Here is a 24600-nt window from a genome sequence, read left to right on the forward strand (position 1 = left end):
CAGCCGTGCCTCCCGAGGGCCGCCTCGGACGCCGTTGCGACGACGTCCGAACCGCCCTTCCGGGAAGGCCTCATGACACTCTCACCCGCACGTGTGCCCGCGACCGGCGTCCGCCGGCTGACGACCACGCTGTACGGCTACGCGTTCCTCGACGACTTCGTGCTGCTCTACCCGGTGTACGCGCTGCTGTTCGCGGACACCGGGCTGTCGCTCTGGCAGATCTCCTCGCTCTTCGCCCTGTGGTCGATCACGGCCGTCGTCCTGGAGGTGCCCTCCGGTGCCCTCGCCGACGCCGTGTCCCGCCGGCTGCTGCTGTGGGTCGGCCCGCTGTTCAACGCCGTCGGCTTCGCGCTGTGGGTGATCGTCCCGTCGTACGGCGCCTTCGCGCTCGGCTTCGTCCTGTGGGGCGTCGGCGGAGCGCTCTGCTCCGGTTCGCTGGAGGCGCTGGCCTACGACGAGCTGGACCGGCTCGGGGGCGCGCACCGCTACGCCCGGGTGATGGGGCGCGTCCGGGCGGCGCGGCTGGTCGCCACCATGGCCTCGATCGGGGCCGCGGGACCGGTGTTCGCGCTGGGCGGTTACCCGGTCGTGGGCGCGGCCAGCGTCGCGGCCTGTGTGCTGGCCGCCGTGGTCGCGACCCGGCTCCCGGAGCACCGGGCGGAGCGCGGGACGGGCGGTGACGGCTGGTGGGCGACCCTGCGGACCGGGCTCGGCGAGGCACGCGGGAACCGGTCCGTCCGCGGCGCTCTGCTGCTGATCCCGGCCGTCGCCGCGGTGTGGGGCGCGCTCGACGAGTACACGCCGCTCCTGGCCCGCGACACCGGCGTCGCCGAGGCGACCGTCCCCTATCTGATCCTGCTCGTCTGGACGCTCGTCACGGCGGCCAGCCTGCTGACCGGGCCCGCCGAACGCCTCGGCACCACCGGCACGGCATGGCTGCTCGCGGGCTCGGCCCTCGCGCTGGCCGTCGGCGCCGCGCTGCGCACCCCGGCCGGTATCGCCCTGGTGGGTCTGGCCTTCGGCGGCTTCCAGCTGGCCGAGGTGCTCGCCGACGTACGGCTCCAGCACCGCATCGACGACGCCCGCCGGGCCACGCTCACCTCGGTGGCGAGCCTCGGCACGGAGCTGGTCACGGTCCTCACCTTCGCCGCGTACGCCCTGCTCGGCGCGCGGGCCGACCACGGCACCGTCTTCGTGATCCTCTCGGTGCCCTACCTGGTCACCGCCCTGGTTCTCGGCCGCCGACGCAACGAATCGCCGCCGGAGCCGCCCCGCGCGCAATGAACCGCCCGGCGGCGCGCAACGGCTCCTTCTTGTCGGGCCTGGTCAGGCGCCCGTACCGTCTAGATGGCCCCCTCAACCACCCCTTCCGCCCCCGGTGAGGATCACGCATGCGCACCGCCCTGCTCCAGAGCTCCGGCCGCCCCGGCTCGGTCGACGGGAACCTCAAGGTCCTCGACGAGGCCGCGGGCCGTGCCGCCGCCGCGGGCGCCGGGCTGGTGACCGCGCCGGAGATGTTCCTCACCGGGTACGCGATCGGCGACGACATCGCCCGCCTCGCCGAGCCGGCCGACGGGGAGGGCGCGGACGCGGTCGCGGAGATCGCCGTACGGCACGGTCTCGCCATCGCGTACGGGTACCCGGAGGCGTTCTCCGGCTCCGTCTTCAACTCCGCCCAGCTGATCTCGGCCGACGGCGACCGTCTCGCCAACTACCGCAAGACCCACCTCTTCGGCTGTTTCGAGCGCGACCACTTCACCCCGGGCGAGCGGCACGTCGTCCAGACCGAGCTGAACGGGCTGACCGTCGGGCTCCTGATCTGCTACGACGTCGAGTTCCCGGAGAACGTCCGGGCGCACGCCCTGGCCGGGACGGACCTCCTCGTCGTCCCGACGGCACAGATGCACCCGTTCCAGTTCGTCGCGGAGTCGATGATCCCGGTGCGGGCCTTCGAGAACCAGATGTATGTCGCCTACGTCAACCGGGTCGGCCAGGAAGGGGAGTTCGAGTTCATCGGGCTCTCCGTCCTCGCCGGCCCCGACGGGGTCGCCCGCACCCGCGCCGGACGCGATGAGCAGCTGGTGTTCGCCGACGCCGACCCGGCCTTCCTCGCCGCCTCCCGCGAGGCCAACCCGTATCTGCGGGACCGGCGTCCCGAGCTCTACGTCTGAACACCCCGCATTCTTCGCAGCATTCGCAAGGAGTCCGTACCCCATGACGTCCACGGTGCCCAACGCCGTCCAGCACGCCGACGCGCAGCAGCCGCCGATCACCATGTTCGGCCCGGACTTCCCCTACGCGTACGACGACTTCCTCGCCCACCCGGCGGGCCTCGGCCAGATACCGGCGACCGAGCATGGCACCGAGGTCGCCGTCATCGGCGGCGGCCTGTCCGGCATCGTGGCCGCGTACGAGCTGATGAAGATGGGCCTGAAGCCGGTCGTCTACGAGGCCGACCGGATCGGCGGACGGCTGCGGACGGTCGGCTTCGAGGGCTGCGACAGCTCCCTGACGGCGGAGATGGGCGCGATGCGGTTCCCGCCGTCCTCCACCGCGCTTCAGCACTACATCGACCTGGTGGGTCTGGAGACCCGCGCGTTCCCCAACCCCCTTGCGGAGTGCACCCCTTCGACCGTCGTCGACCTCAAGGGCGAGTCGCACTACGCCGAGACCGTCGACGACCTGCCGCAGGTCTACCGTGATGTCGCCGCCGCCTGGAACAAGTGCCTCGAAGAGGGCGCCGACTTCTCCGACATGAACCAGGCCATGCGCGAGCGGGACGTCCCGCGCATCCGGGAGATCTGGGCGAGGCTCGTCGAGAAGCTCGACAACCAGACCTTCTACGGCTTCCTCTGCGACTCCGAGGCCTTCCGGTCCTTCCGGCACCGAGAGATCTTCGGCCAGGTCGGCTTCGGCACCGGTGGCTGGGACACCGACTTCCCCAACTCCATCCTGGAGATCCTGCGCGTCGTCTACACCGAGGCCGACGACCACCACCGCGGCATCGTCGGCGGTTCCCAGCAACTGCCGCTGCGGCTGTGGGAGCGCGAGCCCGAGAAGATCCTCCACTGGCCCCACGGCACCTCGCTGGCGAGCCTGCACGTGAACGGCGAACCCCGGCCCGCCGTGACCCGGCTGCACCGCACCGCGGGCAACCAGATCACGGTCACCGACGCGAACGGCGACATCCGCACCTACCAGGCGGCGATCTTCACCGCCCAGTCCTGGATGCTGCTGTCGAAGATCGCCTGCGACGACTCGCTCTTCCCGATCGACCACTGGACCGCCATCGAGCGCACCCACTACATGGAGTCCTCGAAGCTCTTCGTGCCCGTGGACCGGCCGTTCTGGCTGGACAAGGACGAGGAGACGGGCCGGGATGTCATGTCGATGACGCTCACCGACCGGATGACGCGCGGGACCTACCTCCTGGACGACGGTCCGGACAAGCCGGCCGTCATCTGCCTCTCCTACACCTGGTGCGACGACAGCCTGAAGTGGCTGCCGCTGTCCGCGAACGAGCGGATGGAGGTCATGCTGAAGTCGCTCGGCGAGATCTATCCGAAGGTCGACATCAGGAAGCACATCATCGGCAACCCGGTGACGGTGTCCTGGGAGAACGAGCCGTACTTCATGGGCGCGTTCAAGGCCAACCTGCCCGGCCACTACCGCTACCAGCGGCGCCTGTTCACCCACTTCATGCAGGACCGGCTGCCCGAGGACAAGCGGGGCATCTTCCTCGCCGGAGACGACATCTCCTGGACGGCCGGCTGGGCCGAGGGCGCGATCCAGACCGCGCTGAACGCGGTCTGGGGCGTCATGCACCACTTCGGCGGCGCGACCGACGCGACCAACCCGGGACCGGGTGACGTGTACGACGAGATCGCGCCGGTGGAACTGCCGGAGGACTGAGCCGCCGGGCACTCCTCAGTCGGGAAGCGGGGTCAGCAGCATCCGCCCCGCGAACCCCACCGCGGTGTCCAGCCGTTCCGTGAACTCGGCCGCCACGTCCGGCAGTCCGCGCAGCGCCCACAGGGCCCGCGCCGCGGTCCAGGTCGCGTCCCGGGCCCGCTCCAGGCTCCACGCGCCCAGCAGATGGGTGAGCGGGTCGGCGATCTGGAGCAGGTCGGGGCCCGGCATCAGATCCTCGCGGATGCGCTCCTCCAGCGAGACGAGGAGATCGCCCACGCGGTCGAACTCGTCCTCGACATCGGCGGGTTCGCAGTCGAGCGTACGACAGGTGTCCACGACGGCGAGCGCCAGATCGTGCCCGATGTGCGCATTGATGCCCGCGAGGGCGAATTGCAGCGGTCGTACGCCGGGATGGCGGCGGAACTGGAAGAGGGGCCGCCAGCAGGCGGGCGGGCGCCGGTCGCGGGCCACCGCGTCGACCGCCCGCAGATAGCGCTCGGCGAACCGCACGTCCAGCGTGATCGCGGTGCGGGCGTCCGCGAACCGGCCGCTGTCGATGCCCCGGTCGACCGCCTCGGTGACGGCGAGGTAGACGCGGTTGAACACCGCGATCCCGTCCCGTTCCGGAAGGGCCTCGTCCAGGCCACGCATCCGGTCGACGACTGTGTCGACGGGAGTGGTGAAGTGTTCCAACTGCGCCATGCAGGCAGGGTCCCAGGCCTAGGCTGGCCGACGTGGCGGCGGGCCCGACGCTTCCCCAGAACGGGGGAACGCACCCGCCGTGGGGGAGGGGATCAGCGGGTGTCAGGCTTACGTGCCCGTCGCCTGGCCGAGCGCAGGGCCGAGCGCCGGCGTGCCGCGCGCCGCAACGGCATGGTCGCTGCGGCGTCCGTCGTGGTGGCCGTCGGCGCCGCGACCGGGATGGTGTCGGCGCTGGGCGACGGACGCGGCGTCGACGAGGCCCGCCCCGAGGTGACGGAGTCGCCGACCCTGGACATCCGCCCGCCCGCCCCGTCGCCGTCCCCGTCCGTGACCACCAGGTCGGCGTCCCCGTCGGTCACCCCGAAGAAGAAGGCGAGCCCGACGCCGACGAAGACCGAGGCCGAGAAGCGGCAGCCCTCGACCGCGTCCGTCCGTCTCTACCGCCACCCCGACTCCCAGGTGCTCGACTGGGTCAGGGAGAACACCGGCGACCCGCGGCACGACGTCATCGAGTCCCGGATCGCCGACCAGCCGGCGGCCGTGTGGTTCGCCGAGTACGCGCCGGACACCGTCACCGCGCGGGTCGGGTCCGTCACCGCGGGCGCCGCCGCGCAGGGACGGGTGCCGGTCGTCGTGGCGTACACGATCCCGGGCCGCGACTGCGGCGGGGCCTCCCAGGGAGGGGCGCCGGACCTCGACGCGTACGACGCCTGGATCGACCGGTTCGCCGCGGGGCTCGGCTCCGGCGAGGTCGTGGTGATCCTGGAGCCCGACTCGATCGCCCAGTCCGAGTGTCTGTCCGGCGGCCGACGCGCCGACCGCTTCGCCTCGTTGGCCCGCGCGGGCCGGGTGATGAAGGCCGCGAATCCCAAGGCCCGCGTCTACTACGACGCCGGCCACTCCGGCTGGCACCCGGCGGCCAAGCAGGCGGAACTGCTGCGGCAGGCGGGCGCCGCGTCGGCCGCGTCCTCCGACGGGATCTTCAGCAACGTCTCCAACTTCCACCGCACCGCCGACGAGATCGCCTACGACCGCCAGGTCCTCGCTGCGCTGGGCGGCCCGGCGGGCCTCGGTGCCGTCATCGACACCAGCCGCAACGGCAACGGCGCCCCCGCCGACGGCGAGTGGTGCGACCCCGACGGCCGCAAGCTGGGCCGGACGCCGACGCTGAACACCGGCGAGGCGCGCATCGACGGCTATCTGTGGGTGAAACTGCCGGGCGAGTCGGACGGCTGCAAGGGCGCGCCGGGGACGTTCACCCCGTCGTACGCCTACGACTTGGCCGCGTCGTAGGCGGACGTCCCCTCGTCCAACAGCGGCTTCTGCTCCTTGAGATGGGCCGGGGCGAACGCCCGTAGCGCGTGGTAGCCGGTGATGACGACCAGCGTGCCCAGCGCGATGCCGCTCAGCGAGAAGGTGTCGGTGAACTTCATCGTCACGTTGCCGACGCCGATGATGATGCCCGCCGCGGCCGGCACCAGGTTCAGCGGATTGCGCAGGTCCACCTTGGAGTTGATCCAGATCTGCGCGCCGAGCAGACCGATCATGCCGTAGAGGATGACGGTGATGCCGCCGAGGACACCGCCCGGGATCGCGGCGACGACGGCGCCGAACTTGGGGCAGAGGCCGAAGAGCAGGGCGAAGCCGGCGGCGGCCCAGTAGGCGGCGGTCGAGTAGACGCGGGTCGCGGCCATCACACCGATGTTCTCGGAGTACGTGGTGTTGGGCGGACCGCCCAGCGCGGTGGACAGCATCGAGCCGACGCCGTCCGCCGAGATCGCCGTACCGAGCTTGTCGTCCAGCGGGTCGCCGGTCATCTCGCCGACCGCCTTGACGTGTCCGGCGTTCTCGGCGACCAGCGCGATGACGACGGGGAGGGCGACGAGGATCGCCGACCACTCGAAGGACGGACCGTGGAAGTCCGGCAGGCCGATCCAGTCGGCGTTGCCGACGGCGGAGAGGTCGAGCCGCCAGTGGTCGGTGAGCCTGCCGCTCGCGTCGACCGAGTGGATACGGCCGAAGATCCGGTCGAAGGCCCAGGAGATGCCGTACCCGAAGATCAGCCCCAGGAAGATCGCGATCCGGGACCAGAAACCGCGCAGACAGACGACCGCCAGGCCGGTGAACAGCATGACCAGCAGGGCCGTCCACTGGTCCTGCGGCCAGTAGGTGCTCGCGGTCACGGGGGCCAGGTTGAAGCCGATCAGCATGACCACCGCGCCGGTGACGATCGGCGGCATCGCGGCATGGATGATCCGCGCCCCGAAGCGCTGGACGGCGACCCCGACGAGGAACAGCGCGACGCCGACCACGAAGACCGCGCCGGTCACCGTCGCGCTGGTGCCGCCCTGGGCGCGAATCACGGCGGCGACGCCCACGAAGGACAGTGAGCAGCCGAGGTAGCTGGGCACCCGGCCGCGGGTGGCGAGCAGGAAGATCACGGTCGCGACGCCGGACATCATGATGGCCAGGTTGGGGTCCAGGCCCATGAGGACGGGGGCCACGAAGGAGGCCCCGAACATCGCCACCACGTGCTGGGCGCCGAGCCCGGCCGTGCGGGGCCAGGACAGCCGTTCGTCGGGGCGTACCACCGCTCCGGGCGCGGGCGTCCGCCCGTCTCCGTGCAGCTTCCAGCGCACGCCGAGGTCCATGGTGAGGTTTCGCTTTCTCTGTACGTGAAGCTTGTCCGGACCATTGTCACGGGTACCTCGGGTTCCCACGCCCGCTGCCGCCCGCCGCCACCGGAGCCGCCCCAGGGGGTTCCTGAGCGCTCGCTTAGGATGGGTCTGTACGGTCTGTACCCTCGCTTTTCAGCCACGTTCAGGAGCCTCACCCGTGACCGCCGACGTCTCGACCGCCCCCGCCCTGTCCCACGGCAGGCTGATCCCCGTCACCGTCCACTTCGACGACCTCGACGCGCTCGGGCTGCTGCACAACGCCCGCTACCCGCTCAAGGTCGAGCAGGCCTGGACCGAGCTGTGGCAGGGGTACGGCATCCACTTCGAGGGCGACTGGGCGGCGGCCGGCGACGCCTGCAACGCGGTCAGGGAACTGCGGATCTCGTACGAGGCACCGGTGACCAGGACCGGCGTCTACGCCGTCCACCTCTGGCTGGAACGGCTCGGCACGACCGGCCTGACGTACGGCTTCCGCTTCTGTTCGCGGGACGGCGCCGAGACCTACGCGCAGGGCACGCGTGTCCTCGTCCGGCTGGACTCGGAGACGCTGCGCCCCGCGCCGTGGAGCGACCGGTTCCGGTCCGCGGGCCGCGAACTCCTGCGCACGGAGGACTGACCGGGGCGGTGCCTCAGGCCCGCGGGTCGGACACCGGCACCGTCGGCCGGCTGAGCTTCGGCCGGTCACGGTCGCCCGCCCGCAGCACGTTCGCGAAGGCCACGAGCCCGCCGGCCAGCACCGTCACCAGGATGAACGACACCAGCAGACTGGTCGCCTGGGCGATGGTGCCGATCGCGCTCGGCGCGACCAGCCCCGAGGTGTAGGTGATCGTCGCGACACCGGCGATGGCCAGGCTCGGGTTCGAACCGCTGCGGCCGGCGGCGGCGAAGCACAGCGGTACGACCACCGCGATCCCCAGTCCCGTCAGCGCGAACCCGGCCATCGCGACCGCCGGATGGTTCGCGACGACGATCAGCAGCCCGCCGAGCACGGCGAGGACACCGCCCGCGCGGACCGTGCGCACCGAGCCGTACCGGTCCACGATCCGGTCGCCGGCCAGCCGCGCGATCGCCATCGTCAGGGTGAAGCCGGTCGTGCACGCGGCCGCGAGGCCCGCCGAGGTCTCCAGCTGGTCCCGGAGATACACCGCGGACCAGTCCAGGCTCGCGCCCTCCGCGAAGACCGCGCAGAACCCGACGGCACCGATGAGCAGCGCCGACTTGGGCGGCAGCGCGAACCGGGGCGGCGGCTCCTCGTCCTCGGTGGGCTGGAGGTCAAGCACCCAGCGGCAGGCCAGCATCCCGAGACAGGTCAGGACGGCCGACGCCAGGACGTGATGCAGACGCGCGTCCGAGCCCAGGTGGGCGGCGAGCGTACCGGCCGCCGAGCCGATCACCGTGCCCACACTCCACATGCCGTGCAGGCTGGACATGATCGACCGGCCGAGCCGGTTCTCGATCTCGACACCGAGCGCGTTCATGGCCACGTCCGCCATGCCCGCCGTGGCGCCGAAGACGAAGAGGGCGAGGCACAGGGCCGGCAGGTTGGGGGAGAGGGCCGGCAGGACCAGGGCCAGCGTCCACAGGGAGATCAGCCCGCGCAGGGCGTTCCGGGCGCCGAAGCGATGGCTGATCCGGCCCGCCAGCGGCATGGCCACGGACGCGCCGAGCGCGGGGAACGCCAGTGCCAGACCGAGCTGGCCCGCACTCACCGAGGCGTGGTCCTGGATCCACGGCACGCGGGTCGCGAACGATCCGGTGACGGCGCCGTGCACGGCGAAGACGGCGGCCACGGCGTACCGGGCGCGCTTCACCTGCCCCTGGTCGTACAGCACGTCACTCATACTCTCCCGCCCCTTTGCGGCCTGTGGACCCCTCGGCGTCGTAAACTATCAGGGACCCTGCCTGATAGATAGAGCACCAATAAGCCGCCGATCTGGAAGGATCCCCGGCATGCCCGCATCCCCCAGCACCGCCCGGGCCATCAACGACCGGCTCGCCCTGCGTCTGCTCCAGCAGGAAGGCCCGTTGACGGCAGGGCAGTTGAAGCAGCTCACCGGTCTGTCCCGGCCGACGGTCGCCGACCTCGTCGAGCGCCTCGCCGCGGCCGGTCTGATCGAGGTGGCCGGGGAGTCGGGCGAGCAGCGACGCGGCCCGAACGCGAAGTTGTACGGCATCGTCGCCGACCGGGCCCACCTGGCCGCGCTGGACGTCCGCACCGAGGGCGTCTCCGTCGTCGTATCGGATCTGCTGGGCCGGGTGCTGGCCGAGTCCTCGGTCCCGATCGCCGGGGACATCGGCACCGGACCTGCGGTCGAGCAGGCGGTGGCCCTGGTCGAACGGGTCGCCAAGGAGGCCGGGGCCGACCGCCTCCACACCGTCGGCATCGGCGCCCCCGGCCTCATCGACCCCGCCACCGGCGAACTCCGGAACTCCACGGGCCTGCCCGAGTGGCACCGCCGTCTGGTCGCCACCCTCCAGGAACGCCTCCCGGAAACCCGCGTCCACGTCGAGAACGAGACCAACCTGGCGGCCCTGGCCGAACAGCGCGACGGGGCGGCGCGGGACCGGGACACCTTCGTCCTCCTGTGGCTCGGTCACGGCACCGGCGCGGCCGTGGTCCTGGACGGCGCCCTGCGCCGCGGCGCGTCCGGCGGCACGGGCGAGATCGGCTTCCTGCCGGTACCGGGCACGCACGGCCTGCCGTCGGCGACGGGCTGCGAGGGCGGCTTCCACTCCCTGGCGGGCTCGGCGGCGATCGCGGAACTGGCGGGGGAGCACGGGGTGGTGGCGGAGGCGGCTGAGTACGAGCCGGTGGCGGCAGCCTTGGTGCGGGCGGCGGTGGCCTCGACAGCCACGGCATTCCTGAACACCCTCGCCGACCGCCTCGCCGTAGGCGTCTCGTCGGTCGTCGCCGTTCTGGACCCGGGGTGTGTGGTGCTGGGCGGCGAGGTGGGTCAGGCGGGTGGGGAAGAACTGGCGGCGAGGGTGGAGGAACGGGTCCGCCGCATGTCACCGCTGCCGACGAAGGTGCGATCCAGTGAGCTTGGCGGTACAGCCGTACTCCGAGGCGCCCTGCTGACGGCGCGGGACCGAGCCCAGGACGACCTGTTCAGCCCGCCTGAGCGCTGATGCCCTCAGGGGCGCGGGGCTGTGTCGATTTACGGCTCCGCCGCGGGGCGCGACCAGCCCCCCACCGGCCCGCACGATTCACACGACCCGCCCAGCAAATCGCCGCCGCAGATACTCCTCGAACGTCCCCTTCCCGACCCCCCGCTGCACCGCCAGATGCCCACCCGCCCGAAACTCCCGATACGCCTTCCCGCCCAGCCGCACATTGACCACCCGCCGCCGACGCCCCGTGGCCCTCAGATACGCCCGGGCCAGCTCCTCGAACGTCCGCACCTCGGGCCCGCCCATGTCATCCACCCGCCCCGCGGGTGCTCCCGCCGCCAACTCGGCCAGCCGCCCCGCGACTTCGGCCACCTCGATCGGCTGGTCGGACACCCCGGCCGGCAACAGCATCACCGGCACCCTGGACACCGCGTTGAAGAACATCACCAGCAGATCGTGGAACTGCGTCGTGCGCAGTACCGTCCACCGCAGCCCGGACTCCTCGATCTGCTTCTCCACGGCGAGCTTGGTCCGGTAGTAGGGGAACGGCACCTGGTCGACGCCGACGATCGAGATGTAGACGAGATGGCCCACCCCCGCCCGCCGCGCCGCCGCGATGAGGTTCGCGGCCGCCTTCTCGTCCCCGCCCGTCTGGGTGGTCGCACAGTGCACCACCGTGTCCACGCCCGCGACGGCCGCGTCCAGCGCGGCCCCGCCCTCGCGCAGATCGACGGCGTGAGGCTGCGCGTGCCGGCTGAGCACCCGTACCTCGTGCCCGTCCGCCCGCAGCCGCTCCGCGACGAGCCGGCCGAGTGTGCCGGTCCCGCCGGTCACCAGGATGGTGGTCATGCTGTTCAGCCCCTTTGCCCGACCTCGGCGCTCCCGGACGGAGCGCCCTACGTCGACTGGGACGCGGGTACCCCCGGCAAATGTGACATGCCTGAAGGCCCGGCGGCGGGCAAGGGCCGTCGTCACCGCCGCCGGGCCGGTCCATGGTGATCCAAAAAGGACTAGACCAGAGGGTCTTACAGTTGGGCCGGGTTGAGAAGTCCAGTCACCGCACGTGTGAGCCACTCCACATGACTCACCCGGATGGACCACGATCAGCCGTGGCACACTGGCCATGTACCAGAAGCAGCGCACTCCGGGGTCGGTGAAAGTCCGAACCGGCGGTTACAGTCCGCGACCCGACCGCTTCCAGCGGCCGGTTGACCAGGTGAAATTCCTGGACCGACGGTTAAAGTCCGGATGGGAGGCAGTGCGCGGCGGGCGGGCATTCGTGCGCGCCGCCGTAAGTGTTCGTCCTCAGGGGCGACTCTGTCCGGCGTCGCCCCCGGTGTTCCTGCTCGTTCTTTCTGTCGTCATCGACAGCCCCGGAGTCCGTGCCCGAATGAGGCAGGAGGACCCGGGAAGTGTTCACCGGAATCGTCGAAGAACTGGGTGAGGTCACCGCCGTCGAGAATCTCGGCGACGCCTCCCGTTTCCGGCTCCGCGGCCCCGTCGTCACCGACGGCGCGAAGCACGGCGACTCCATCGCCGTGAACGGGGTCTGTCTCACCGTCGTGGAGCACGAGGGCGACGAGTTCACCGCCGACGTCATGGCGGAGACCCTCGACCGCTCCAGCCTCGGCGCCCTCACTGTCGGCTCCCGTGTCAACCTGGAGCGCCCCACCGCCGTGGGCGCCCGGCTCGGCGGCCACATCGTGCAGGGCCATGTGGACGGCACGGGCCAGGTGCTGGAGCGCAAGCCCTCCGAGAACTGGGAGATCGTGAAGGTCTCCCTCCCCGCGGACCTCTCGCGCTATGTCGTGGAGAAGGGCTCCATCACCGTCGACGGCATCAGCCTCACCGTCGTCGACGCCGGGCCCGACTACTTCACCGTCAGCCTCATCCCCACCACCCTCGACCTGACCACGCTCGGCCGCAAGCAGCCCGGCGACCCGGTCAACCTCGAGGTCGACGTCGTCGCCAAGTACGTCGAGCGGCTGCTCGCGAGCGCGCAGGGAGCGGGCAAGTGAACTCGCTGAACACCGAGGCCTTCACCCTCTTCGACCAGCACATCCTCTGGTCGGACATGATCGGCAACATCTTCGGCCTGATCGCCCTCGCCCTCGGCTGGCGCCGCTCCATCTGGAGCTGGCCCGTCCAGTTCCTGGCCGGCCTCATCCTCTTCGGCGCCTTCTACGGCCACCTCACCGGCAGCGCGGGCAAGCAGGCGATCGTCATGGTCGTCGCGCTGTACGGCTGGTGGCAGTGGAACCGCAGCAAGCAGCAGGGGTCCGACGGCCACATTGCCCCGCGGTTCGCCACCTGGCGCGAGCGCGGCGCGATGATCGCCGCCGCGGCCGTCGGCACCGTCGCCGTCGCCCTGCTCTTCAAGGCCTACCCGACCCTGTCCTGGGACCCCTGGCCCGACGCCTACATCTTCGTCGGCACCGTCGTCGCCATGTACGCCCAGGCGCGCGGCATGGTCGAGTTCTGGATCGCCTGGCTCCTCGTCGACCTGGTCGGCGTCCCCCTCAACTTCGCCAACGGCTACGCCTTCTCCGGCTTCGTCTACGTCATCTACGGCGCGCTCGTCCTGTGGGGCATGCGCGACTGGTGGCTGCGCTCCCGCACGGCCGCGCGGCCCGCTCTGGAAGGAGCGCCGGCATGAGTACGGCAACGATCCTCTACAGCACGGACGGCATCGAGGACTTCGCGCTCGACCCCGTCGAGCAGGCCGTCGCCGACATCGCGGCCGGCCGCCCCATCGTCGTCGTCGACGACGAGGACCGGGAGAACGAGGGCGACCTCGTCGTCGCGGCCGAGAAGGTCACCCCCGAGATCGTGGCCTTCATGATGAGCGAGTGCCGTGGCCTGATCTGCGCCCCCATGGAGGGCGAGGAGCTGGACCGGCTCAAGCTCCCGCAGATGGTCGACGACAACACCGAGCAGATGAAGACGGCGTTCACCGTCTCCGTCGACGCCTCCGGCGCCCATGGCGTGACCACCGGCATCTCCGCCGCCGACCGCGCCACCACGCTCCAGCTGCTGGCGAGCGGCGACGCCGGGCCCACCGACTTCGTCCGCCCCGGCCATGTCTTCCCGCTGCGCGCCCAGCCCGGCGGTGTCCTGACCCGCAACGGCCACACCGAGGCCGCCGTCGACCTCGCCCGCCTCGCGGGCCTGCGCCCGGCCGGCGCGATCGTCGAGATCGCCGGCGAGGACGGCCGGATGCTGCGGCTGCCCGAGCTGATCCCCTTCGCCCGCAAGCACGGCCTGACGATCATCTCCATCGAGGACCTGATCGCCTACCGGCGCTCCGCCGAACCCACCGTCCGCCGCGAGGCCGAGGTCCAGCTGCCCACCGCCCACGGCGAGTTCACGGCGTACGGCTACCGCTCCACGGTCGACGGCGTCGAGCACGTCGCCCTCGTCCACGGCGAGATCGGTGACGGCGCGGACGTCCTGGTCCGGGTCCACTCCGAATGCCTCACCGGCGATGTCTTCGGCTCCGCCCGCTGCGACTGCGGCCCCCAGCTCGACGCCTCCCTGGAGCGCATCCAGTCCGAGGGCAGGGGAGTGGTCGTCTACCTGCGCGGCCACGAGGGACGCGGCATCGGCCTGCTGTCCAAGCTGCGGGCGTACGAACTTCAGGAGCGCGGCCGTGACACCCTCGACGCCAACCTGGAGCTCGGCCTGCCCGCCGACGCCCGGGACTACGGCGCCGGCGCCCAGATCCTCAAGGACCTCGGCGTGCGCAGCGTCCGTCTGCTGACCAACAACCCCGACAAGTCCGACGCCCTGCTGCGGCACGGCATCGAGGTCAACAGCCGGGTGCCCATGCCCGTCCAGGCGGGCGAGCACAACCTCCGCTATCTGCGCACCAAGCGGGACCGGATGGGCCACGACCTGCCCTGGCTGGACACCGCCCCCGCGGCCCCCGTGTCGGCCTGCAACAACCAGTAACCCCGGTAAAGAGCACATCTAGGAGATCTGAGAACGTGAGCGGCAAGGGTGCACCGGAGCTGTCCGTACGCAACGTGGGTGACCTGCGGGTCGCCGTCATCGCGGCGCAGTGGCACGAAAAGGTGATGGACGGACTGGTCGACGGCGCCCTGCGCGCCCTGCACGACCTGGGGATCGACGAGCCGACCCTGCTCCGGGTCCCCGGCAGCTGGGAGCTCCCGGTCGTCGCCAAGGTGCTGGCCGGGCGGGGCTACGACGCGATCGTCGCCCTCGGCGTGGTCATCCGCGGCGGCACCCCCCACTTCGAGTACGTCTGCCAGGGCGTCACCCAGGGCCTCACCCAGGTCTCCGTCGACACCGGCGTCCCCGTCGGCAACGGAGTGCTGACCTGTGACACCGAGGAGCAGGCCCTGGACCGGGCCGGCCTGGAGGGCTCCAACGAGGACAAGGGGCACGAGGCGGTGACGGCGGCGGTGGCGACCGCGGCCACCCTCCGCTCAGTATCTGAACCGTGGCACTGACGTATCGGGTGTGTGGCATAGGCTGAGCGTCACCATGTCCAATAAGACGTTCGAGGAGCTCTTCACCGAGCTCCAGCACAAGGCCGCAAACGGCGACCCCGCCACCTCCCGCACCGCGGAACTGGTCGGCAAGGGCGTCCATGCCATCGGCAAGAAGGTCGTCGAGGAAGCCGCCGAAGTCTGGATGGCCGCCGAGTACGAGGGCAAGGAGGCAGCCGCCGAGGAGATCTCGCAGCTGCTGTACCACGTCCAGGTGATGATGGTCGCCCGCGGCATCTCGCTGGACGACGTCTACGCCCACCTGTAAACCAGCCACTTCCGTAAAACACTCCATCACGCAAAGGAAGCCGACCTCATGCTGCGCATCGCCGTCCCCAACAAGGGTTCCCTGTCAGGCCCTGCGGCGGAGATGCTGCATGAGGCCGGCTACCAGCAGCGCCGCGAGTCCAAGGAACTGCGGATCGTCGACCCGGAGAACGAGGTGGAGTTCTTCTACCTTCGCCCCCGCGACATCGCGATCTACGTCTCCTCCGGCCGCCTCGACATCGGAATCACCGGCCGCGACCTGCTCATCGACTCCGGCGCCAAGGCCGAGGAGATCCTCCCGCTCGGCTTCGCCCGCTCCACCTTCCGCTTCGCCGCCAAGCCCGGCACCGCGACCGGCGTCCAGGACCTCAAGGGCAAGACGGTCGCCACCTCCTACGAGGGCATCGTCGAGGGCCACCTCGCCGAGCACGGCGTCGACGCCTCCGTCGTCCACCTCGACGGCGCCGTGGAGACCGCCATCGAACTCGGCGTCGCCGAGGTCATCGCGGACGTCGTCGAGACCGGCACCTCGCTGCGCAACGCGGGCCTGGAGGTCTTCGGCGAGCCGATCATGAAGTCCGAGGCCGTCGTGATCCGCCGCACGGACGCCGACACCTCCTCGGAGAACGAGCCCAAGGTCCAGCAGTTCCTGCGCCGCCTCCAGGGCGTCCTGGTCGCGCGGACGTACGTGATGATGGACTACGACTGCCGCGTCGAGCAGTTGGAGAAGGCCGTCGCCCTCACGCCGGGCCTGGAGTCACCGACCGTCTCCCCGCTGCACAACGAGGGCTGGGTCGCCGTCCGCGCGATGGTCCCCGCCAAGGAAGCCCAGCGGATCATGGACGACCTGTACGACATCGGCGCCCGGGCCATCCTGACCACGGCCATCCACGCCTGCCGTCTCTGAGGACCCCCGCAGCCATGTCCGACCTTCCCGCCCTCCCCGTCACCTTCCGCCCCGGCCGCACCCGGGCCGTCCTGCTCACCGCGGGCGTGGCGATCTTCGCCACCATCACCGCGGTCGCGCTGCTCCTGGAGAAGCTCGGCCCCGGTGAGCGGCTCAGCTTCGTCTTCACCGCGGCCCTCATCTTCGGTGTGCTGGCCATGCTGGCCCGCGTGAAGGTGGTCGCCGACGACTCCGGCGTCACCGTGGTGAACGTCGCCAGCAGGCGCCGACTGGAGTGGGCCGAGATCATCCAGGTGAACCTGCGGCCCGGCGACCCCTGGGTGTTCCTCAACCTCAGCGACGGCACCAGCCTGCCCGCCCTGGGCATCCAGCCCGGCATCGCCAAGCAGCAGGCCATCACCGACGCCCGCGCCCTGCGGGCACTCGTCGAGGCCCGCGGCACAAGGGATCTGCCGTAGAAGGCCCTGTCTTGATTAATCTGTTGGCGGAGACGTTTTCGTCGCGCCTCCGCCGCTGATGTCCGAACCGGCCCTCAGCGGCCCACTGCTACCCGAGGAGTGATTCCCTCCAGCGATGGACGGATCGTCCTGTAGTACCTGCGCCGCCCCCTCCCGACATTTCGGTGAGGCGGCGGCATCATGACCATCCCCCTGCTGCTCCTCGCAGCCGCCTTCGTGCTGATTCTCGCCAACGGCTTCTTCGTCGCGGCCGAGTTCGGCCTGGTGACCGTCGAGCGGCCGGACGCCGAGAAGGCCGCCGCCGAGGGCGACAAACGCGCCCGTACGGTCGTCGAGTCGCTCAAGGAGCTCTCCTTCCAGCTCTCCGGCACCCAGCTCGGCATCACCATCACCTCCCTGGTCGTCGGCATGCTCGCCGAACCGGCCCTCGCGGAGCTGCTGCACGGCCCGTTCACCGCGATCGGCATCCCCGAGGGTGCCGTCTCCGGGGTCGCGGTCGTCTTCGGCATGCTGCTGGCGTCCGCCGTGCAGATGGTGATCGGCGAACTGGTGCCCAAGAACTGGGCGGTGTCCAAGCCGCTCCAGGTCGCCCGCTTCGTCGCCGGCCCGCAGCACGCGTTCGCGCGCCTGTTCCGCCCGGTCATCGCCGCGCTGAACGCCGTCGCCAACCGTCTCGTCCGCGCCCTCGGCGTCGAGCCGACCGAGGAGCTGGCCTCCGCCCGCACCCCCGGTGAACTCGTCTCCCTGGCCCGGCACTCGGCGCAGGCCGGCACCCTGGAGCAGGACACCGCCGACCTGTTCGTGCGGACCCTGTCGCTCGCCGAACTCACCGCGCAGCACGTCATGACCCCGCGCGTGAAGGTCAGCTCGCTCCAGTCGTCGGCGACCGCCGAGGACGTCGTCAACCTGACCCGGGCGACCGGCCTGTCCCGCTTCCCGGTCTACCGGGAGAAGATCGACGAGATCGTCGGCATGGTCCACCTCAAGGACGCCCTGGCCGTTCCCACCCACGACCGGCTGCGCACCCCGGTGGGCCGGATCGCCCGCCCCGCGCTGCTCGTCCCGGAGACCCTCCCGGTCCAGCCGCTCCTCGCGCAGCTGCGCAGCGAGCAGCCGATCGCCGTCGTCGTCGACGAGTACGGCGGTACGGCCGGCGTGGTCACCCTGGAGGACATCGTCGAGGAGATCGTCGGCGAGGTCCGTGACGAGCACGACGGCCAGGACGTGCCCGAACTGGCCGCCGCCCCGCCGGAGGACGGCCGTCCCGCCTGGGACGCCGACGGCAGCTGCCGTGTCGACATCCTCCAGCGCATAGGCCTCGATGTGCCCGAGGGGCCCTACGAGACGGTCGCCGGCCTGGTCGCCGACCTGCTCGGCCGGATCCCCGCCGTCGGTGACAAGGCGGAACTGCCCGGCTGGCGGCTCTCGGTGCGCCGGGTCGGGCACTACCGCGCCGAGCGGGTCCGGCTGGTCCGGACGGGCGTCGTCGTGGAGGCTGCCCGATGAGTGTGCTCCAACTCCTCTTCGCCGGGCTGCTCGTGCTCGCCAACGGCTTCTTCGTCGGCGCCGAGTTCGCGCTCGTCTCCGTCCGCCGCAGCCAGATCGAACCGCTCGGCACGGCCCGCGCCCGTCAGGTCCTCTACGGTCTGGAGCGGCTGCCCCAGATGATGGCCGCCGCGCAGTTCGGCATCACCGTCTGCTCGCTGACGCTGGGCGCGGTGGCCGAACCGACCGTCGCGCAGCTGCTGGAGCCGGTCTTCGAGGGGATCCATCTGCCGCAGGGCATGATCCACCCCCTCGGCTATGTGATCGCGCTCGCCGCGGTGGTCTTCTTCCATCTCGTCATCGGCGAGATGGTCCCGAAGAACCTCGCGATGGCCGCACCGGAGAAGGCCGCGCTGTGGCTGAGCCCCGGTCTGGTCGTCTTCGCCCGCTTCTGCAAGCCGATCACGATCGCCCTCGGTGCCTGTGCCCGGGCCATCCTGCGGCTCTTCGGCGTCGAGCCCAAGGACGAGGTCGAGTCGGTCTTCACCAGTGAACAGCTCAACCGCCTGGTGGAGGACTCCGGTCAGGCCGGTCTCCTCGACCCCGAGGAGCAGGAGCGTCTGGAGGACGCGCTGGAGCTGGGCTCCCGCCCGGTCACGGACGTCCTGCTGGGACGTGAGTCGCTGGTCACCGTCGGCCCGTCGATCACCCCGGGCCAGGTGGTCGAACTGACCGCGCGCACCGGCTACTCCCGCTTCCCGGTGGTCGCCGAGAACGGCGCCTTCATGGGCTACCTGCATGTGAAGGACGTACTGGACCTGGAGGAGTCCGAGCGCGCGGTGCCGCAGCACATCTGGCGCTCCATGACGACCCTGCGCTCCGAACTCCCCCTGGACGACGCCCTGACGGTGATGCGCCGTGCGGCGACCCATCTGGCCCAGGTCGCGGACGCGTCCGGCAAGGTGCTCGGGCTGGTCGCCCTGGAGGACGTACTGGAACTCCTGGTCGGCGAGGTCACCGACCCGGCCCACCGGGAGACGACGCAGGTCAAGGTGACGGAACCCCGCGCGAGCGGGGAGCCCGAGGAGGCGCTGGCCAAGTAGCGCCGGGCGGGGGCTACAGGGCCGACGGGTCCTGGGGTCCCCGCCCCGACAGCACCTCTCCGTACGCCTGCATCAGATCGGGCAGCCGCAGGGTCGACAGGTCGTCCCGGGTCAGCATCCCCGGGTAGGTCGACAGCCGCAGATCCCGGTAGGCGCAGCTCTTCTCGTACAGCGTCCGCAGGAACCGTCCGTTGCCGAGCTCGTCGATCCAGCCCTGGTCCACCACGTGCCCGGCGATGGACCGCAGTTCGTCCAGCGCCTCCTCGTCCCAGATGTCACCGTTCTCCGCGGCGAGGACCTCACCGATCGAGGTCAGTTCCAGGGGCCGGTAGGACGGGAAGTCGACGCGGCTGGTGAAGCGCGACGACAGTCCGGGGTTGGCGGCGAGGAGGCGGTCCATGCCCTCCGGGTAGCCGGCCAGGATGACGACCAGGTGGTCCCGGTTGTCCTCGGCCCGCTTCAGCAGCACTTGGAGGGCCTCGTCGCCGTACGCGTCGCCCTTGCCGTAGCCGGAGTTGGAGAGGGAGTACGCCTCGTCGACGAAGAGGACCCCGCCGATCGCGGAGTCGATGAGTTCGTTGGCCTTCACGGCGGTCTGCCCGAGGTACTCGCCGACGAGGTCGGCCCGCTGGGCCTCCACCAGATGGTCCCCGCCGAGCAGGCCGAGGGCGTAGAAGACGCGGCCCAGGATGCGGGCGACGGTGGTCTTGCCGGTGCCGGAGGGGCCGGAGAAGACGAAGTGGCGCTTGGGCGGCTGGACCGGCAGTCCCTGCCCGGCGCGCAGCCGTGCCATGTTCAACTGGGCGGAGAGCGCCTTGACCTGCCGTTTCACGGGCTCCAGGCCCACCATGCGCTCCAGTTCGGTGAGCGCCTCCTCAAGTAAGACGGGGTCGGTGGGCCCGGCGGGCAGCGGCGGGGACGGGACCAGCTTCTCGCGCACCGCGGGATCGGTCACCGACGGCAGCGGGCCGGTCGGAAGGTCGGGCTCGGACAGCCTGAGGTCACGGCCCTCCGAGCCGAAGAGCGGATCCAGCCCGTCCGGGCCGTCCAGTACGTCCTGCGCGCCGGACAGCGTGATCGCGGCGAGGTCGGCCGCGTCGTCGTACCCGTCGCTCTCGGCGATCGCCGCCAGTCGGGCCGAGGTGTCCATGAAAGCCGGGTCGACCCGGTGCACGGCGCGGTAGAGGGGGAGCGCGGCGGCTGAGCGGCCGGTGCCCTCGTGCGCCCGGGCGAGCCAGTAGCGCAGCTCCTTGCGCTGCGGCTGCTCGCTGCGACAGCGCATCAGCGCCGCGGAGAGGAGCGGTTCGGCCTGCCCGTACACCTCCAGGCGCACCCGGGCCATGCCACCGAACAGCCCCGCCTCGATGCCCAGCAACGGATCGTCGATCAACGGGTCGGTGTGCCGGACGAGTTGATCCCAGTCCTTGACCAGATAGGACCGGCAGGCGTGCAGGAACCGCACCTGCGGATCGGCGTCCACCGGCGGCAGACCCGCCAACGCCCGGTCCAGCTCCGGGACATGGCGTCCGTCGAGCCAGTGCGAGGCGTGCGCGAGCAGCAGGTCGCGCGGGCTCTCCAGCACCGGCTGCACCCACCAGCCCAGCCAGTACCAGGAGTTGAGGGTGCGGCGATGCCGGGCGCGCTGTTCCCCGAAGCGCTCCCGGTGCCGGAACATCCGCAGCAGCGCGGTCGTCGTGTCGATGCGCAGCGCGTGCAGCCCGAGCCAGCCGTCGGCCATCCCCGGGTCCATCCGCACCGCGGCCCGGAACTCCTCCTCCGCCTGCGGATAGGCGCCCATCGTGTAGGCATCCACACCTCGCAGCCAGGCGAGGTCGGCCGGGGCCTGCGGGCCCTGCGTGCCGAAGTCCATCACGTCCCCCACAAACCGTGCCCCCGCTGGTTGGCCACCGAGCCGTCGCCCGCCGACCGCCTTGATCGAACCGCCTTGCGGCGGACCGGAGTTGCGACGGTGCGCAGAGCTGCCGTCCGTAGGTCGCACCGAGGGCATCGTACCCGCGGGGGTGGGCCCGCCGAAGGGTGCCGCACAGGACGTTTGACGAGGTGGGAGCAGATGGGGCGCATTCCGGATGGTGACCGAGGGTGAGCGAATCGCGCCTCGGAGCGCCCGAAAAGAAGGCCCAGGGCAGAACGAAGCCCCCGATCACGGGGGAACAACCGGGGGCTTCGCGACTGCGGGCGGCTGCGAAAGGCCGCACATTGAGAACGTAAGTCCTGTACGGCCCCTCGGTCAAGCCGAGTTGAGGCACTCCGGGAAGTTCTGCCGCAAGGGTCTTCACAAGTTCAGCACATTGCGGATGGCCCGTCACCCTGAGTGATTTTCTGGTCCGGTCCAGCGGTCCCGGCAGGCCCGGGAAGCAGCTCGTACCCCTTCTCTCCCTGCCGCACCAGAAGATCGGCGAACGGCCGGGAAGGGTCCTCCGCGAAGTGCTCGCGTTCCGCCCGGACCCACCCGGCCCAGAACTCCCGCTGTTCCGCCCCGTCCCGCGAGCGCCCCCGGGTCCAGGACTCCTCACGGGGCAACTCCATCCACAGCAGCTGCGCGAGGTGCGGCCGCAGCGCCCGGCGCCCCGCACCGACACCTTCGACGAGGACCACAGGGGCCGGGGCCAGACCCCGGACCGGTCCGAAGCGCCGCGCGTGCCAGTCGTAGGGGGCGTAGCGCGCGCTCTCCCCTCGCCGCCACGGCTCGATCACCTGCTCCAGCAACCGCCCGGTCCAGCCGAACAACTCCTCATGGCTGGCGATGTCGTCGAGATGCAGCACCGGCGCACCACCGAGGACGACCGCCAACTCCCCGGCGAACGTGGATTTCCCGGACCCGGCGTGTCCATCGACCCCGACCACCCGCACCGGCCCGCAGGACGGGGGCAGCCGGCGGAGCCGGGAGGCGAGGTCGCGCATGGGGCGGGTTCCAGGGGCGTCGAAGGGCGGTCGGCGCTGTGCACTTTAGCCTCCGCAGGTCATGCCAGTGGTAGAGGCCAATATTCGTGGGCGTGGCATGGGGCGAAGTGCTGGCAGGAGCCTGTCGGGTGTGGTCATAGTGGGCGCACAAACGTGCAGGGGATCTGCCCGAACTCGGACACACTTGGGGGTCGTTCCACCCATGAGCAGAGCCGAACAGCCGTCCCGGAGAACCGTTCTGGCCGCCGCGGTCGCCGCCGCGGTGGCGGGCAGCGCGGGCCCGGCCGTCGCCGCCGACGCCACGACCGGCGCCGGAGGGTCCGCCGAAGCGCCCGCCCGCCTGGTCGACAACCGTTTCTGGACGTCGTACGCCGACTGGCGCGGCGGCCTCACCAAGGGCACGCGCGCCGTCGCGGGCGCCCGTCCGGGGCTGGTGATCGGCGCCGCCGCCGGCACCGTCGACTACACCGACCCGCACACCGGGACGACGGCCTCCTGGGAGTACGCGACCTGGACGTCCCCCGTCCACAAGCTCGCCGTCCCGTCCACGGAGGCCATCGCGTCCTGGAACGCGCACACGCCGGACGGCACCTGGATCCAGGTGGAGCTGAAGGGTACGTACTCCGACGGCACGGCGACGCCCTGGTATGTGATGGGCCGCTGGGCGGCCGGTGACCAGGACATCCGGCGGACCTCGGTGGACGACCAGAGCGACGACAAGAGCAGCATCTGGACGGACACCTTCGCCATCGACGACCCGGCCACAGGGCTGCGCCTGACCTCGTACCGTCTGCGGCTGACCCTCTATCGCAAGCCGGGGACGAAGCGGACCCCCACGGTGTGGCGGCTCGGCGCGATGGGGTCCGACATCCCCGACCGGTTCACCGTGCCCGCCTCCGCGCCGGGGCTCGCCCAGGAGCTGAGCGTCCCGCGGTACTCGCAGGAGATCCACGCGGGCCAGTACCCCGAGTACGACAACGGCGGCGAGGCCTGGTGCAGCCCCACCTCCTCGCAGATGATCATCGAGTACTGGGGCGGCCGGCTCACTCCCGAGCAACTGGCCTGGGTCGATCCGACGTACGCCGATCCGCAGGTGTGCCACGCGGCCCGGTACACGTTCGACTACCAGTACGCCGGCTGCGGCAACTGGCCGTTCAACGCGGCCTACGCGGCCACCTTCGACGGCCTCCAGGGCGTGGTCACCCGGCTCGGCTCGCTCACCGACCTGGAGACGCTGATCGCGGCCGGCATCCCGGCCATAACCTCCCAGTCCTTCCTCAAGGAGGAACTCACCGGCGCGGGATACGGCACCTCCGGGCACCTGATGACCGTCATCGGCTTCACCGCCGAGGGCGATGTGATCGCCAACGACCCGGCCTCGCCGAACGACGAGGCGGTGCGGCGCGTCTACAAACGGGCCGAGTGGGAGAAGATCTGGCTCCGCACCAAGCGGTACAACGCCAGCGGGAAGGTGGTCTCCGGCACAGGCGGGGTCTGCTACCTGTACTTCCCCGCGCGCCCGACCCCGCGGCAGTGCAAGGCGCTCGCGGCGGTGGGAGTGCGCTGAACCGATGCGGGGCCCCGGTGTACGCCGGGGCCCTGTGACCAAGCTCTCGGCCGCAAAAGCCCTGGTCGGTGGCAAGGTGGACGAATGACCGCATCAGCAGCCACAGCCACCCGTACCCGCACCGGCGGCCCCCAGGACGACAGCCCGAAGGTCCTCGAACACCTCGCGGGCTGGACGCTCGTCCTGGTGATCGCGATGCTCGTGACCCAGCTCGGCCTTCTGTGACCTGACTCCTGCTTGACCTGACATACTGCGGGTGTCCCGCCATCAGCCCGAGACCAGGGTCGAAATTGAATATCAGTGATCAGCGTGCAGCCGCCCGGCCACGGGCGCGCGGCACCGAGCGCTCGGTCGCACGCCGCGCCGAACTCATCGCGATCGGGCGGCGGTTGTTCGCCGACACGTCGTACGACGCGCTCTCCATGGACGACATCGCCCGTCAGGCGCATGTCGCCAAAGGACTGATCTACTACTACTTCCAGTCCAAGCGCGGCTACTACCTGGCGATCATCCAGGACTCCGTCGCCGACCTGGTCACCTTCGCGGCGAGCGGCCTCCAACTGCCCCAGCTGGACCGGGTCCAGCGCACGATCGACAGCTATCTGCGCTACGCCGAGCACAACCAGGCCTCCTACCGCACGGTCGTCAGCGGCGGCGTCGGCTTCGACACCGAGGTGCACGCCATCCGGGACGGCGTGCGCGAGGCGATCGTCGCGACCATAGCCGAAGGGGCCTACGGCCGCACCGACATCGCCCCCCTGGCCCGCATGGGCCTGCTGGCCTGGGTGTGCAGCGTCGAGGGCGCCACCCTCGACTGGATCGACAGCCCCGAACTGCCCCGCGACACCATGCGCGAGCTCCTCGTGAGGACGCTGGGCGGCGCGTTGCGCGCCATCGAGGAACTGGACCCGTCCTACCCGGCCCCGCAGCCGGCCCGCCGGGATCTCTGACGCCCGACGCCATTCGGGGCGGAGGCT

24 protein-coding genes and 1 riboswitch are annotated in these 24600 nt (G+C 71.0%); of the genes, 18 read left to right on the plus strand and 6 right to left on the minus strand.

The window, feature by feature from the left end; translation table 11 throughout:
• The first annotated feature begins 72 nt into the window (after nucleotides 1-72).
• The 3 genes from OG866_RS36300 (at nucleotide 73) to OG866_RS36310 (ending at nucleotide 3912) form a co-directional block, all read left to right on the plus strand.
• Nucleotides 73-1284 (plus strand): MFS transporter, encoded by a 1212-nt coding sequence (locus tag OG866_RS36300; protein WP_329341402.1) that lies wholly within the window; start codon nucleotides 73-75, stop codon nucleotides 1282-1284.
• 107 nt (nucleotides 1285-1391) lie between these two features.
• Entirely contained in the window at nucleotides 1392-2171 is a 780-nt protein-coding gene (locus OG866_RS36305) for a carbon-nitrogen hydrolase family protein (protein WP_329341403.1), read from the plus strand.
• A 43-nt stretch (nucleotides 2172-2214) separates the two neighbouring features.
• Complete coding sequence (locus OG866_RS36310) at nucleotides 2215-3912, plus strand: flavin monoamine oxidase family protein (protein ID WP_329341406.1); 1698 nt, start codon at nucleotides 2215-2217, stop codon at nucleotides 3910-3912.
• A gap of 15 nt (nucleotides 3913-3927) precedes the next feature.
• Here the strand turns inward: OG866_RS36310 and OG866_RS36315 are convergent, their stop codons facing one another.
• Nucleotides 3928-4614 (minus strand): DUF5995 family protein, encoded by a 687-nt coding sequence (locus tag OG866_RS36315; protein WP_329341407.1) that lies wholly within the window; start codon nucleotides 4612-4614, stop codon nucleotides 3928-3930.
• 171 nt (nucleotides 4615-4785) lie between these two features.
• On the opposite strand from OG866_RS36315, the gene OG866_RS36320 reads away from it, so the two are divergent.
• Nucleotides 4786-5907, plus strand: a complete 1122-nt coding sequence (locus tag OG866_RS36320) for a glycoside hydrolase family 6 protein (RefSeq protein WP_329344461.1) — start codon at nucleotides 4786-4788, stop codon at nucleotides 5905-5907.
• On the opposite strand, the gene OG866_RS36325 is transcribed toward OG866_RS36320, so the two are convergent.
• Nucleotides 5886-7265: a uracil-xanthine permease family protein gene (locus OG866_RS36325; RefSeq protein WP_329341408.1), complete on the minus strand. Its 1380-nt coding sequence runs from the start codon at nucleotides 7263-7265 to the stop codon at nucleotides 5886-5888. The two genes, OG866_RS36320 and OG866_RS36325, sit on opposite strands and share 22 nt — an antisense overlap.
• Before the next feature lie 184 nt (nucleotides 7266-7449).
• Between OG866_RS36325 and OG866_RS36330 the strand changes: the two genes are divergently transcribed.
• The gene (locus OG866_RS36330; RefSeq protein WP_329341409.1) at nucleotides 7450-7908 is read left to right on the plus strand and encodes an acyl-CoA thioesterase; all 459 of its coding nucleotides are present in this window, start codon (nucleotides 7450-7452) and stop codon (nucleotides 7906-7908) included.
• Nucleotides 7909-7921: 13 nt separating this feature from the next.
• Here the strand turns inward: OG866_RS36330 and OG866_RS36335 are convergent, their stop codons facing one another.
• Nucleotides 7922-9133 (minus strand): MFS transporter, encoded by a 1212-nt coding sequence (locus OG866_RS36335; RefSeq protein WP_329341410.1) that lies wholly within the window; start codon nucleotides 9131-9133, stop codon nucleotides 7922-7924.
• 109 nt (nucleotides 9134-9242) lie between these two features.
• On the opposite strand from OG866_RS36335, the gene OG866_RS36340 reads away from it, so the two are divergent.
• Nucleotides 9243-10421 carry an ROK family transcriptional regulator gene (locus tag OG866_RS36340; RefSeq protein ID WP_329341411.1) on the plus strand — a complete coding sequence of 393 codons (1179 nt, stop codon included), beginning with the start codon at nucleotides 9243-9245 and terminating at the stop codon, nucleotides 10419-10421.
• A gap of 78 nt (nucleotides 10422-10499) precedes the next feature.
• Here the strand turns inward: OG866_RS36340 and OG866_RS36345 are convergent, their stop codons facing one another.
• Nucleotides 10500-11252: an SDR family oxidoreductase gene (locus OG866_RS36345; RefSeq protein WP_329341413.1), complete on the minus strand. Its 753-nt coding sequence runs from the start codon at nucleotides 11250-11252 to the stop codon at nucleotides 10500-10502.
• Nucleotides 11253-11538: 286 nt separating this feature from the next.
• A riboswitch (FMN riboswitch) is annotated at nucleotides 11539-11669 on the plus strand.
• Nucleotides 11670-11815: 146 nt separating this feature from the next.
• Here OG866_RS36345 and OG866_RS36350 point away from each other — a divergent pair.
• The 9 genes from OG866_RS36350 to OG866_RS36390 all read left to right on the plus strand — a co-directional run bounded on the left by OG866_RS36350 (nucleotide 11816) and on the right by OG866_RS36390 (nucleotide 19134).
• On the plus strand, nucleotides 11816-12421 hold the full coding sequence (locus OG866_RS36350) for a riboflavin synthase (RefSeq protein WP_329341414.1): 606 nt from the start codon (nucleotides 11816-11818) through the stop codon (nucleotides 12419-12421).
• Nucleotides 12418-13059, plus strand: coding sequence for a nicotinamide riboside transporter PnuC (pnuC, locus tag OG866_RS36355; protein ID WP_329341416.1), 642 nt, complete (start codon nucleotides 12418-12420; stop codon nucleotides 13057-13059). The genes OG866_RS36350 and pnuC overlap by 4 nt, the downstream gene beginning before the upstream one ends.
• A complete protein-coding gene (locus OG866_RS36360; RefSeq protein WP_329341418.1) occupies nucleotides 13056-14354 on the plus strand; it encodes a bifunctional 3,4-dihydroxy-2-butanone-4-phosphate synthase/GTP cyclohydrolase II in 1299 nt (432 codons plus the stop codon). Before pnuC ends, OG866_RS36360 begins: the two co-directional genes overlap by 4 nt.
• Before the next feature lie 35 nt (nucleotides 14355-14389).
• Entirely contained in the window at nucleotides 14390-14875 is a 486-nt protein-coding gene (ribH, locus tag OG866_RS36365; protein WP_329341420.1) for a 6,7-dimethyl-8-ribityllumazine synthase, read from the plus strand.
• A gap of 34 nt (nucleotides 14876-14909) precedes the next feature.
• Complete coding sequence (locus OG866_RS36370) at nucleotides 14910-15182, plus strand: phosphoribosyl-ATP diphosphatase (RefSeq protein ID WP_020117406.1); 273 nt, start codon at nucleotides 14910-14912, stop codon at nucleotides 15180-15182.
• A 48-nt stretch (nucleotides 15183-15230) separates the two neighbouring features.
• Nucleotides 15231-16088, plus strand: coding sequence for an ATP phosphoribosyltransferase (gene hisG / locus OG866_RS36375; RefSeq protein WP_329341422.1), 858 nt, complete (start codon nucleotides 15231-15233; stop codon nucleotides 16086-16088).
• A gap of 14 nt (nucleotides 16089-16102) precedes the next feature.
• Nucleotides 16103-16546: a PH domain-containing protein gene (locus tag OG866_RS36380; protein WP_329341424.1), complete on the plus strand. Its 444-nt coding sequence runs from the start codon at nucleotides 16103-16105 to the stop codon at nucleotides 16544-16546.
• A 180-nt stretch (nucleotides 16547-16726) separates the two neighbouring features.
• Nucleotides 16727-18052 carry a hemolysin family protein gene (locus OG866_RS36385; RefSeq protein ID WP_329341426.1) on the plus strand — a complete coding sequence of 442 codons (1326 nt, stop codon included), beginning with the start codon at nucleotides 16727-16729 and terminating at the stop codon, nucleotides 18050-18052.
• Nucleotides 18049-19134 (plus strand): hemolysin family protein, encoded by a 1086-nt coding sequence (locus tag OG866_RS36390; RefSeq protein ID WP_329341428.1) that lies wholly within the window; start codon nucleotides 18049-18051, stop codon nucleotides 19132-19134. The genes OG866_RS36385 and OG866_RS36390 overlap by 4 nt, the downstream gene beginning before the upstream one ends.
• A gap of 13 nt (nucleotides 19135-19147) precedes the next feature.
• Here OG866_RS36390 and OG866_RS36395 read toward each other — a convergent pair whose 3' ends face one another.
• On the minus strand, nucleotides 19148-21004 hold the full coding sequence (locus OG866_RS36395; RefSeq protein ID WP_329341429.1) for an AAA family ATPase: 1857 nt from the start codon (nucleotides 21002-21004) through the stop codon (nucleotides 19148-19150).
• 431 nt (nucleotides 21005-21435) lie between these two features.
• Nucleotides 21436-22056 (minus strand): uridine kinase family protein, encoded by a 621-nt coding sequence (locus tag OG866_RS36400; protein WP_329341430.1) that lies wholly within the window; start codon nucleotides 22054-22056, stop codon nucleotides 21436-21438.
• Nucleotides 22057-22258: 202 nt separating this feature from the next.
• Between OG866_RS36400 and OG866_RS36405 the strand changes: the two genes are divergently transcribed.
• The 3 genes from OG866_RS36405 (at nucleotide 22259) to OG866_RS36415 (ending at nucleotide 24573) form a co-directional block, all read left to right on the plus strand.
• Entirely contained in the window at nucleotides 22259-23623 is a 1365-nt protein-coding gene (locus OG866_RS36405; RefSeq protein WP_329341433.1) for a peptidase C39 family protein, read from the plus strand.
• Between the two features lie 84 nt (nucleotides 23624-23707).
• Nucleotides 23708-23848 (plus strand): SCO1431 family membrane protein, encoded by a 141-nt coding sequence (locus OG866_RS36410; RefSeq protein WP_329341435.1) that lies wholly within the window; start codon nucleotides 23708-23710, stop codon nucleotides 23846-23848.
• A 65-nt stretch (nucleotides 23849-23913) separates the two neighbouring features.
• Nucleotides 23914-24573 carry a TetR/AcrR family transcriptional regulator gene (locus OG866_RS36415; protein ID WP_329341436.1) on the plus strand — a complete coding sequence of 220 codons (660 nt, stop codon included), beginning with the start codon at nucleotides 23914-23916 and terminating at the stop codon, nucleotides 24571-24573.
• Nucleotides 24574-24600 lie beyond the last annotated feature (27 nt).

Origin of the sequence: Streptomyces sp. NBC_00663, assembly GCF_036226885.1 — a bacterium.
Classification (GTDB): domain Bacteria; phylum Actinomycetota; class Actinomycetes; order Streptomycetales; family Streptomycetaceae; genus Streptomyces.